General features: G+C 62.2%; 11 protein-coding genes. 10 read left to right on the forward strand and 1 reads right to left on the reverse strand.

Annotation, left to right across the window (positions count from 1 at the left end; genetic code table 11):
* Positions 1 to 116 precede the first annotated feature (116 nt).
* Both OKB81_RS16950 and OKB81_RS16955 read left to right on the forward strand, forming a co-directional pair.
* Entirely contained in the window at positions 117 to 1121 is a 1005-nt protein-coding gene (locus OKB81_RS16950) for a nucleoside hydrolase (RefSeq protein ID WP_370736853.1), read from the forward strand.
* Positions 1122 to 1216: 95 nt separating this feature from the next.
* A complete protein-coding gene (locus OKB81_RS16955; RefSeq protein WP_039039207.1) occupies positions 1217 to 1546 on the forward strand; it encodes a DUF3634 family protein in 330 nt (109 codons plus the stop codon).
* Positions 1547 to 1636: 90 nt separating this feature from the next.
* Here OKB81_RS16955 and OKB81_RS16960 read toward each other — a convergent pair whose 3' ends face one another.
* Entirely contained in the window at positions 1637 to 2545 is a 909-nt protein-coding gene (locus OKB81_RS16960) for a LysR family transcriptional regulator (RefSeq protein ID WP_052815582.1), read from the reverse strand.
* 102 nt (positions 2546 to 2647) lie between these two features.
* Here OKB81_RS16960 and OKB81_RS16965 point away from each other — a divergent pair, with 102 nt between their 5' ends.
* The 8 genes from OKB81_RS16965 to OKB81_RS17000 all read left to right on the forward strand — a co-directional run bounded on the left by OKB81_RS16965 (position 2648) and on the right by OKB81_RS17000 (position 10364).
* Positions 2648 to 2845 carry a carboxymuconolactone decarboxylase family protein gene (locus OKB81_RS16965; RefSeq protein WP_223917181.1) on the forward strand — a complete coding sequence of 66 codons (198 nt, stop codon included), beginning with the start codon at positions 2648 to 2650 and terminating at the stop codon, positions 2843 to 2845.
* Between the two features lie 651 nt (positions 2846 to 3496).
* The gene (cyoA, locus tag OKB81_RS16970) at positions 3497 to 4558 is read left to right on the forward strand and encodes a cytochrome o ubiquinol oxidase subunit II (protein WP_052815588.1); all 1062 of its coding nucleotides are present in this window, start codon (positions 3497 to 3499) and stop codon (positions 4556 to 4558) included.
* A 3-nt stretch (positions 4559 to 4561) separates the two neighbouring features.
* A complete protein-coding gene (cyoB, locus tag OKB81_RS16975) occupies positions 4562 to 6538 on the forward strand; it encodes a cytochrome o ubiquinol oxidase subunit I (RefSeq protein ID WP_041211612.1) in 1977 nt (658 codons plus the stop codon).
* Positions 6459 to 7154 (forward strand): cytochrome o ubiquinol oxidase subunit III, encoded by a 696-nt coding sequence (locus OKB81_RS16980; protein ID WP_080989981.1) that lies wholly within the window; start codon positions 6459 to 6461, stop codon positions 7152 to 7154. The genes cyoB and OKB81_RS16980 overlap by 80 nt, the downstream gene beginning before the upstream one ends.
* Positions 7155 to 7484 (forward strand): cytochrome o ubiquinol oxidase subunit IV, encoded by a 330-nt coding sequence (locus tag OKB81_RS16985; protein WP_010673684.1) that lies wholly within the window; start codon positions 7155 to 7157, stop codon positions 7482 to 7484.
* An 8-nt stretch (positions 7485 to 7492) separates the two neighbouring features.
* The gene (gene cyoE, locus OKB81_RS16990; protein WP_010673685.1) at positions 7493 to 8386 is read left to right on the forward strand and encodes a heme o synthase; all 894 of its coding nucleotides are present in this window, start codon (positions 7493 to 7495) and stop codon (positions 8384 to 8386) included.
* A 164-nt stretch (positions 8387 to 8550) separates the two neighbouring features.
* Positions 8551 to 9912, forward strand: a complete 1362-nt coding sequence (locus tag OKB81_RS16995; protein ID WP_052815585.1) for an MFS transporter — start codon at positions 8551 to 8553, stop codon at positions 9910 to 9912.
* A gap of 83 nt (positions 9913 to 9995) precedes the next feature.
* Positions 9996 to 10364 carry a DUF1428 domain-containing protein gene (locus OKB81_RS17000; protein WP_010673687.1) on the forward strand — a complete coding sequence of 123 codons (369 nt, stop codon included), beginning with the start codon at positions 9996 to 9998 and terminating at the stop codon, positions 10362 to 10364.
* The last annotated feature ends 169 nt before the right edge of the window (positions 10365 to 10533 follow it).

The following is a 10533-nucleotide window of genomic DNA, read 5'->3' on the forward strand; positions in this document are numbered from 1 at the left end:
AGCGGCGGGACACGCCGTTTTAGCCTGTGGAGGCGTGGTGCAATCAGGCCGCCCGATGAAGCAGGAACCCGGTACTGTGCGAGCAGCTATCACCCAGTAATGGGAATCCCCCTCCTGTGACGCGAAGCGCTAAGGTGGGGGAGGATGTCAAGACCCACAAGATCATTCTGGATACCGATCCCGGCATCGACGATGCCATGGCCATTCTGTTTGCCGAGGCGCACCCTGCCATCGAATTGCTCGCCATCACCACGGTGTTTGGCAATGCCACCATCGAAAATGGCACCCGCAACGCCCTCTGGCTCAAGCAAAAATATGGCATGAAGGCGGACGTGGCCCGGGGCGCCGCCGCGCCGCTGCTGCGCGAGCCCGTGGGGCCGACGACGGTGGTGCACGGCCCGAGCGGCTTTGGCGACGTCCAGGCGGGGGAGGTGACCCTCATCCCGGATCCCCGCCCGGCCTGGCAATACATCGTCGAGACGGTGAAGGCCCATCCCGGCGAGATCACCCTGGTGACCATCGGTCCCCTCACCAACCTGGCGCTGGCGCTCGAGGCGGCCCCCGAAGTAGCCGCCCTGGTGAAAGAAGTGGTCGTGATGGGCGGTGCCTTTGGCGTCAACGGCCATCGCGGCAACGTGACCCCCTATGCCGAGGCCAATATCCACGACGATCCCGATGCGGCGGACCGGGTCTTCACCGCCCCCTGGCCCCTGGTGATCATCGGGCTCGACGTCACCCAGCAGAGCATCTTCACCGCCGACTATCTGGATGCCCTGCGGGACGATGCGGGGGAGCCGGGCCGCTTCCTGTGGGATGTCAGCCGCTTCTACCTGCGCTTCTATTCCGAGCGCATCGGCATGGCGGGGTGCCATGTGCACGATCCCTCCGCCATCGCCTATGTGATCGATCCTGCGCTGTTCACCCTGCGCAAGGGGCCGGTGCGGGTCATCACCGAGGGGCCCGCCATCGGCCATACCCTGCAAAAATTTGACGACACCCGCCATCCCCATGACGAGTGGGCCGACTGCCCGGCCCAGCAGGTCGGGGTCGCGGTGCGGGATCAGGCCTTGCTCGCCCTCTATCGGGATACCCTGGTGGCCTGGGGCAAGGGGCGCCGATAAGGCCCGGCAGTGAGTGAAAGCGTGATGGCGGCCGGGTCATGGTGAGGCGCCCCCGGTTATACTGGCGAATATCGGGTTGACGGGAGGAAGACGCAATGGCCTGGTTGTCTCTGTTGGTGGCGATAGCCCTGATCGGGTGGTTGATGACGCTGGGGCGCGGCGCCCTTTTCGAGGTCCGGCTCGCGCCGGGCAAGGTGGTGGTGAAGCGGGGCTCGGTGCCGCCGCGCTTTGTGACCCAGGCGACCCAGATCCTGCACCATGAGCCGGTGCGCGGACGCATCCTGGGCCTGCGGGACGGCAACGGGGTGAGGCTGGTCTTCTCCCGCTCCATCCCCGAGCCCGTGGCCCAGCGCCTGCGCAACATCTTCCCCTACGGGGATTACCGGGGGCTCTCCCCAAGCCCTGACGGGCGAAAATCACGCTGAGCGGTCGCCGTGGCGACCCTCATTTCCAGACGCCGGGCCCTGTGCCCGGCGTCTGCGTTTTCAGCGTTTCGCCAGGAGGCTCTGTTGCGGTCAGCGCGGCCCTTGCAGGGGCCTGATCGCCTCGACCAGAAAGTCGATGAAGGCGCGGGTCTGGGGTTTGAGGAAGCGGCCGCCACGAAACACCGCGTGGATCTCGTCCTGGCGATCCTCGTAGGGGGAGGCGAGCCACTCTGGCAGCAGCGGCAGCAGGGTGCCCTCGTCGATGCCTTGCTGCACCATCCAACTCGACAGCAGCAGCACGCCGGACCCCGCGAGGGCGGCGCAGAGCAGGGGCGTGCCCCCGACCGAGGCGAGGTTGCCCTGCACCGCCACCTTCTCGCGCTCCGTGCCCTGCTGGAAGTACCAGTGCTGGCGTTGGCGCCCATGGCCGCGAATGAGGCAGTTGTGGTGGGCCAGCTCGGCGGGATGGGCGGGTTCGCCATGGCGGGCCAGATAGGCGGGGGAGGTGACCAGCAGCGAGCGGTTGGTGAGCAGATGACGAGTGTGCAGGCTGCTGTCGGCGGGCTTGCCGATGCGCACCGCCACGTCCACGTTCTCGGCATCGAGATCCACCATGCGGTTGTCCAGCGCAGCCTCCAGGCGCACCCCGGGGTAGCGGGCGAGGAAGTCGGGCAGGCGGGGAGAGAGCCAGGACGCGCCGAAGCTCTCGAACACCGAGACCCGCAGCGGCCCCTCTGGCGCCACCGAGAGGGGTTGCAGGGATTGCACCAGCTGATCCGCCTCCTCCAGCAGGGGCAGGGAGCGGGCGAGAAAATAGGCGCCCTGCTCGGTCAGCACCAGTTGGCGGGTGCTGCGCTTGAAGAGCGGGATCCCGAGCTGCTGCTCCAGGGCGTCGATGGCACGGGTCACGGAGGAGGGGGCCTGGTTGAGGGCGCGGGCGGCACGGGAGAAACTGCCCGATTCCACCACCTGGGCCAGGATGCGGATGCGATCCAGCATGGATTAACCTTTGCGATAAACGCAAAACTGTTGCAGGTTATGACGATATTCTAATCAAAAATGAAAAAGTGAACAATCAGCTCACCGCCCCATCCGGGGTCCATGATCAACGGCTGCGCCTACTGCATCGAGATGCACTCCGACGTGGCGATGAAGCACGGGGAGAGCGCCCAGCGTCTGCTGGCGCTGGCCGCCTGGCAGGAGTCGCCGCTGTTCGACGCCCGGGAGCGGGCGGTGCTGGCCCTGACCGACGAGGTGACCCTGATCGCCGACAAGGGGCTCACGGTGCAGACCTATTAGGCGGCGCTGGCCCAACTGGGGGAAACCCTGCTAGCCCAGTGTCTGATGCAGGTGGTCACCATCAACGCCTGGAACCGGATCGCCGTGGCGACCCGGATGGAACACGATCACTCCTGACTCCGACTCCGAGTGAGGGAGAGAAAACGATTGTCAACGGACCCGCACAAGGGCCCGTTTTGTTACGAAGTGTGCCTTCTGGCGCCAGGGGTTGCGACCGTTGTCGGGGGACGGGAAGTTAATCACACATTCGTTTGATTAATTATTTTTTTAATCTTCCCCGAAAAATACCCATCCAGATCAAGGTGTGGAGAAATGACCTGTGAGTCGAAAAGGGGCTGTATGGCTCTTTTTTGATCGCAATGGCGGGTTAAAAACAGACCAGATGGATCTTTTTGGTTAATTGGTGGTCACTTTTGGTGGCGCGAAAGATTAACGGAAGATGAATTGCCGCGGTGTAACTTGAATAAATTGGTCATTGTCAAGGGATTAACATCTGATACCGCTTTCCATCACCTTTTGAACATTTTTGGGATTAATTTTTCATGTTGTTCACATGCTGGTCTGATGCAATAAAATGCTGCATTTTTTTATACCAATAAGCCTTCAAAAGATGAGGACATTGCATGAGACATCTTTGATGTGAAGAGGGGCTTGGGCGCTTTGCTGCTGCTCGCGACCGCCAGCTTGCTGAGTGGCTGCGACATGGCACTGATGAGCCCCAAGGGGCAGGTCGGTGTGGAGCAGAAGTCACTGATACTCACCGCACTCGGCTTGATGCTGATCGTGGTGGTGCCCGTGATTGTCATGGCGGTGGCGTTCGCCTACAAATACCGGGCGTCCAACACAAGTGCCACCTATGCGCCGGACTGGGCCCACTCCAACAAGATTGAGGCAGTCGTCTGGACTGTACCCGTCATCATCATCGTCATCCTGGCGGTGATCACCTGGAAAACTTCCCACTCCCTCGACCCCTACAAGCCGCTAGAATCGGACGTCAAACCGGTTCAGGTGGATGTCATTTCCCTGGACTGGAAGTGGTTGTTCGTCTATCCGGAGCTGGGCATTGCGTCGGTCAACGAGCTGGCCTTCCCGGTCAACACCCCGGTCAACTTCCGGGTGACCTCCGACACCGTGATGAACTCTTTCTTCATCCCGCAACTGGGCGGCCAGATCTACGCCATGGCCGGCATGCAGACCAAGCTGCACCTGATTGCCAACGAAGCGGGCGAGTACAAGGGCATCTCCGGCGGTTACAGCGGTGCCGGTTTCTCCGGCATGAAGTTCAAGGTCATCGCGACCCAGGACCAAGCCGGTTTCGACGCCTGGGTAGCCAAGGTGAAGGCCTCTTCCAAGGCCCTGAGCACCATGGATGAGTTCAATGCCCTGGCCAAGAAGAGCGAAAACCACCCGGTGGAGTACTTCGCCAGCGCCGATCCCAAGCTGTTCGTCAACATCATCAACAAGTTCATGGGCGGCATGTCCCATGGTGGTCACGCCACCCCGGCTGCGGGCTCCGCGGATCACGAGGGCATGAACCACGAGGCCATGAACCATGACGCCGCCCCGAAAGCGGGTGCCATGGACCACGAAGGGATGAACCATGAGGCCTCGCAAGAGGACGCCATGGAGAACCAGGCCATGAACCATGACGCCCATGCCGGACACATGGCCATGTCGGCCGACAAGAGTGTGAAAGCAGGATCCGAGGAATAATCGATGTTTGGAAAATTGACACTCGAGGCTATTCCGTACCATGAACCCATCATCATGGTCACGATAGCCGGTATCATTCTGGGGGGCCTGGCCATCGCCGGTCTCATCACTTACTACGGCAAGTGGCAATACCTGTGGAAAGAGTGGCTGACCTCGGTCGACCACAAACGCCTCGGTATCATGTATCTCATTCTGGGCATGGTCATGCTGCTGCGTGGCTTTGCCGACGCCGTGCTGATGCGTGGCCAGCAGGTCATCGCCTCCGGGGGTGGCGAAGGCTACCTGAACGCCCATCACTACGACCAGATTTTCACCGCCCACGGCGTCATCATGATCTTCTTCGTGGCCATGCCGCTGGTGATCGGTCTGATGAACATCGTGGTGCCGCTGCAAATCGGTGCCCGTGACGTGGCCTTCCCCTTCCTGAACAACCTGAGCTTCTGGTTCACCGCCGCGGCCGTGGTGCTGATCAACGTCTCCCTCGGGGTCGGTGAATTCGCCCAGACCGGCTGGCTGGCCTATCCGCCCTTATCGGGGCTGGAGTTCAGTCCCGGGGTCGGGGTCGATTACTGGATATGGAGTCTGCAGATTTCGGGTCTGGGGACCCTGCTGACCGGCGTGAACTTCTTCGCCACCATCATCCGCATGCGTGCCCCTGGCATGACCATGATGCGCCTGCCGGTCTTCACCTGGACCGCCCTGTGTGCCAACATCCTGATCATCGCCTCCTTCCCGATCCTGACCGTCACCATCGCCCTGCTCACCGCAGACCGCTACCTGGGTACCCATTTCTTTACCAATGACATGGGTGGCAACATGATGATGTACATCAACCTGATCTGGGCCTGGGGTCACCCCGAGGTGTACATCCTGGTGCTGCCGGTGTTCGGGATCTTCTCCGAAGTGGTAGCGACCTTCTGCAAGAAGAAGCTGTTCGGTTACACCTCCCTGGTGTGGGCGACCGTGGCAATCACCGTGCTGTCGTTCATCGTCTGGCTGCACCACTTCTTCACCATGGGGTCCGGCGCCAACGTGAATGCCTTCTTCGGCATCACCACCATGATCATCTCCATCCCGACCGGAGTGAAGATCTTCAACTGGCTGTTCACCATGTACCGCGGTCGCATCGAGTTCACCTCGCCCATGCTGTGGACCGTCGGCTTCATCATCACCTTCACCGTGGGTGGCATGACCGGGGTACTGCTCTCCGTGCCGGCCGCCAACTTCGTGCTGCACAACAGCCTGTTCCTCATCGCCCACTTCCACAACGTCATCATCGGCGGCGTGGTGTTCGGCTGCTTCGCCGGTATCACCTACTGGTTCCCGAAAGCGTTCGGCTTCAAGCTGGATGACGTCTGGGGCAAGCGTGCCTTCTGGTGCTGGATCACCGGCTTCTTCGTGGCCTTCATGCCGCTCTACGTGCTGGGCTTCATGGGCATGACCCGTCGTGTCAGCCAGAACATCGATCCCGAGTTCCACGGCTGGCTGGTGGTCGCCGCCTGCGGTGCCGGTCTGATTGCCCTGGGCGTGCTGTGCCAGGTCATCCAGATCGTGGTCAGCATCCGCGACCGCGAGAAGAACCGCGACCTGACCGGCGATCCCTGGGGTGGCCGTACCCTGGAGTGGGCGACGTCCTCTCCGCCGCCGTTCTACAACTTCGCCATCGAGCCGAAGGTCACCGGTCTGGACGCCTTCTGGGAAGCCAAGGCTGACGGCAGCGCTTACAAGAAGCCTGCCCAGTATGCCCCCATCCACATGCCGAAGAACTCCGGTGCCGGTGTCATCATCGCCGCCTTCAGCGTGGTGTTCGGCTTTGCCATGATCTGGCACATCTGGTGGATGGCCATCGCCGGCTTCATCGGCATGATCGCCACCTGGATCATCCACAGCTTCAACGACGATGTGGACTACTACGTACAGGTTGACGAGATCGAGCGCATCGAAGGTCAGCATTTCGACAACATCAACAAGGTGGCTTAATTCCATGGCGACTGACGTACTACATCACTCTCACGGTGCTCATGAGGATGGGCACCACGATGCCGGTGCCACCAAGGTATTCGGTTTCTGGATCTACCTGATGAGTGACTGCATCCTGTTCGCGACCCTGTTCGCGACCTATGCGGTCCTGGTCAACGGCACTGCCGGCGGCCCCACCGGCAAGGACATCTTCGAACTGCCGTTCGTGTTCGCCGAAACCATGCTGCTGCTGCTGAGCTCCATCACCTTCGGGTTCGGCATGCTGGCCATGAACAAGAACAAGGTCGCGGCGGTCAACACCTGGCTGTTCGTCACCTTCCTGCTGGGGGCCGGCTTCATCGCGATGGAAATCTACGAATTCCATCACCTGATCGTGCACGAGGCGGGCCCGGATCGCAGCGGCTTCCTCTCTGCCTTCTTCACCCTGGTGGGGACCCACGGTATCCACGTGACCAGCGGCCTGCTCTGGATCATCGTGATGATGGTGTCGATCACCAAGAAGGGGCTGACCGAGCGCAACCGCACTCGCCTGATGTGCCTGAGCCTGTTCTGGCACTTCCTCGACGTGGTATGGATCTGCGTCTTCACCGTGGTCTATCTGATGGGGGTCATGTAAATGAGTCATTCCGTTGACAATCACGGCGCCAGCCACGGCAGCGTCAAGTCCTACATGATCGGCTTCGTGCTGTCACTCATCCTGACCGCCGTGCCGTTCTGGATGGTGATGGACGGCTCCGCCTCCCACGCCGTGGTGCTCGGCACCGTGGTGGCCATGGCGGTGGTGCAGATCTTCGTACACCTGGTCTACTTCCTGCACATGAACACCTCCTCCGAGGAGCGCTGGAACCTGGTGGCACTGGTCTTTACCGTGCTCATCATCGCCATCGTGGTCGTGGGTTCCCTGTGGATCATGTACAACCTCAACATCAACATGATGGTTCACTGAGCGGGTTGATGATGATGAAGCAATACCTGCAAGTGACCAAGCCGGGCATCATCTTCGGCAACCTCATCTCGGTTATCGGGGGATTCCTGCTGGCCTCGAAGGGGAGCCTGGATGTGCCCCTGTTCATCCTGACCATGGTGGGGGTGTCACTGGTGGTGGCCTCCGGTTGCGTGTTCAACAACTACATCGACCGGGACATCGACTGCATCATGGAGCGCACCAAGAACCGTGCCCTGGTGCGGGGGCTCATCGCCCCCGGTGTCTCCCTCTGGTATGCGACGGCGCTGGGCGTTGCGGGCATTGCACTGCTCTACTTTGCGGCCAATCCGTTGGCCGCCTTGCTGGCGGTGCTGGGCTTCCTGGTTTATGTGGGGGTCTACAGCCTCTACATGAAGCGCCACTCGGTCTATGGCACCCTGGTCGGCAGCCTCTCCGGCGCCGCGCCGCCGGTCATCGGCTACTGCGCGGTGAGCGGGCAGTTCGACTCGGGGGCACTGATCCTGCTGGCGATCTTCAGCCTGTGGCAGATGCCGCACTCCTATGCGATCGCCATCTTCCGCTTCAAGGACTACCAGGCTGCCAACATCCCGGTGCTGCCGGTGGTGAAGGGGATCCCGGTGGCCAAGCTCCACATCACCCTCTACATCCTGGCGTTCATGGTGCCGACCCTGATGCTGTTCCTCGGCGGCTACGCCGGGTACAAGTATCTGGTGGTGGCCACCGCGGTGAGCGTCTGGTGGCTGGGGATGGCGCTGTCGGGCTACAAAGCGGCGGTGGACGACTCCCTCTGGGCGCGCAAGCTGTTCATGTTCTCCATCGTCACCATTACTTGCCTGAGCGTGATGATGTCGGTGGACTTCCAGCCGGACGCAGCGCCGGTGCTGGTGAGCATGCTGCCCTGATAGTGTGAACTGCACCCCTGAAATGCATGAAATCCAGAGCCGGGAATCTTCCCGGCTCTGCTATTATGGGCGCCGCCCTGCGAGGGGCATCGCCGATTTTTCGGGGCGGCCGGGCGCCTGTCACCCCTTTCTTTCTCTCTTCTTTTTGACTCATCGAGGCCCTCATGAATGATTTCACCATGACGAGGGGCGAGCGACGCGCGACCTGGGCGCTCGGCTCCGTCTTTTCGCTGCGCATGCTCGGCATGTTTATGGTGCTGCCGGTGCTGACCACCTACGGCATGTCCCTGGCGGGCGCCTCCGAGGCGCTCATCGGGCTTGCCATCGGCATCTACGGCATGACCCAGGCCCTGTTCCAGATCCCCTTCGGCCTGCTCTCCGACAAGGTGGGGCGCAAGCCCCTCATCGTCGGCGGCCTGCTGATGTTTGCCCTTGGCAGCGTCATCGCCGCCCTGAGCGACGCCATCTGGGGGGTCATCGTCGGCCGTGCCCTGCAAGGGAGCGGCGCCATCTCCGCCGCCGTCATGGCGCTCCTGTCGGATCTCACCCGGGAGCAGAATCGCACCAAGGCGATGGCCTTCATCGGGGTGAGCTTTGGCATCACCTTCGCCATCGCCATGGTGACCGGCCCCCTCATCACCCATGCCCTGGGCTTGTCCGGCCTCTTCTGGCTCATCGCCCTGCTGGCCCTGGCCGCCATCGCCATGGTGCTCTGGGTGGTGCCGACCCCGGCGGCACACCTGCAAAATCGCGAGTCCGCCATGGTGCGAGGCAGCTTTCGTACCGTGCTCACCAACCCTCGCCTGCTCAAACTCAACCTCGGCATCCTCTGCGTCCACACCCTGCTGATGTCGAGCTTCGTGGCCCTGCCGCCCCTGCTGGAACGTGCGGGCCTGCCCCGTGACAGCCAGTGGCAGGCCTATCTGGTCACCATGCTGATCGCCTTCGTGAGCGTGGTGCCCTTCATCATCTATGCCGAGAAGCACCGCCAGATGAAGCGGGTCTTCATCGGGTGCGTGGTGGTGATGCTGGCCGCCGAGCTGGTGTTCTGGCAGAGCGGCCAGCAGCTGTGGGGCCTGCTCGCCGGGTTGCAGCTCTTCTTCATCGGCTTCAACGTGATGGAGGCGCTGCTGCCGTCTCTTATCAGCAAGGAGTCTCCGCCGGGCTACAAGGGCACCGCCATGGGGGTCTACTCCACCAGTCAGTTCCTCGGGGTCGCCATCGGCGGCAGTCTCGGCGGCCTGCTCTACAGCCTGGGGGGCGGCCCCCTGGTGTTTGGCGGTTGCGCCGCCCTGGCCCTCGCCTGGCTCGGGGTGAGCCTCACCATGGCCGAGCCCCCCTATGTGAGCAGCCTGCGCATCGTGCTGCCGGAAGGGGTCGAGGCCACCCCGGCCCTGGAGCAGCGGATCCGCGCCTGCGAGGGGGTAAGCGACGTGCTGCTGGTGCGCGAGGAACACTCCCTCTACGTGAAGGTGGACAGCAAGCGCCTGACCCGCAGCGATCTGGAGCGGCTGGTCTCGTTGTGATGGCTGGCTGCGCGGGGCGGCGCAGAGCGCGGGCTGATGGGCGGCTGCTATGCTGAGATCCTCACTCACTGGAGGAACCTCTGATGTCATACGTGGACGGATTCGTGCTCGCCGTGCCGACGGCCAACAAGCAGGCCCTGATCGATCATGCGGGGCAGTTTGACCCCATCTTCCTCGAATACGGCGCCACCCGGGTGCTGGAGTGCTGGGGGGACGACGTGCCCCACGGCAAGCAGACCGACTTTTATCGGGCGGTGGCGGCCAGGGAGGATGAAACCGTGGTCTTCTCCTGGGTGGAGTGGCCGAGCAAGGCGGTGCGGGACGACGCCATGGGCAAGATGATGCAGGACCCCAGGATGGACCCCGCCAATCCCCTGCACCAGACCATGCCGTTTGACGGCGCCCGCATGATCTTCGGAGGCTTCACCACCGTGCTGGAGCTCAAGGGCTGAGACCGGCCATCGGGGCTTCACCCTGGTGGCCGGAGCGCAAGGGCCGATAGCAACACCCAGGCCCGTCAGATGATGAAAAAGCCCGCCAGCCGGCGCAATGCTGTTCACTTAAGCGGAGCCGCATTGCGATTTACCGGAAAACGGGTCTTTGATATCTTCACCGCCCTGG

The sequence above is a fragment of the Aeromonas sp. QDB56 genome (assembly GCF_027705505.1).
GTDB classification, from domain to species: domain Bacteria; phylum Pseudomonadota; class Gammaproteobacteria; order Enterobacterales; family Aeromonadaceae; genus Aeromonas; species Aeromonas caviae.

Coding starts and splice junctions, on each gene's coding strand:
- OKB81_RS16955 (WP_039039207.1), top strand. CDS start 1,217: ATGGCCTGGTTGTCTCTGTTGGTGGCGATAGCCCTGATCGGGTGGTTG.
- OKB81_RS16960 (WP_052815582.1), bottom strand. CDS start 2,545: ATGCTGGATCGCATCCGCATCCTGGCCCAGGTGGTGGAATCGGGCAGT.
- OKB81_RS16965 (WP_223917181.1), top strand. CDS start 2,648: ATGATCAACGGCTGCGCCTACTGCATCGAGATGCACTCCGACGTGGCG.
- cyoB (WP_041211612.1), top strand. CDS start 4,562: ATGTTTGGAAAATTGACACTCGAGGCTATTCCGTACCATGAACCCATC.
- OKB81_RS16980 (WP_080989981.1), top strand. CDS start 6,459: ATGTGGACTACTACGTACAGGTTGACGAGATCGAGCGCATCGAAGGTC.
- OKB81_RS16985 (WP_010673684.1), top strand. CDS start 7,155: ATGAGTCATTCCGTTGACAATCACGGCGCCAGCCACGGCAGCGTCAAG.
- cyoE (WP_010673685.1), top strand. CDS start 7,493: ATGATGATGAAGCAATACCTGCAAGTGACCAAGCCGGGCATCATCTTC.
- OKB81_RS16995 (WP_052815585.1), top strand. CDS start 8,551: ATGAATGATTTCACCATGACGAGGGGCGAGCGACGCGCGACCTGGGCG.
- OKB81_RS17000 (WP_010673687.1), top strand. CDS start 9,996: ATGTCATACGTGGACGGATTCGTGCTCGCCGTGCCGACGGCCAACAAG.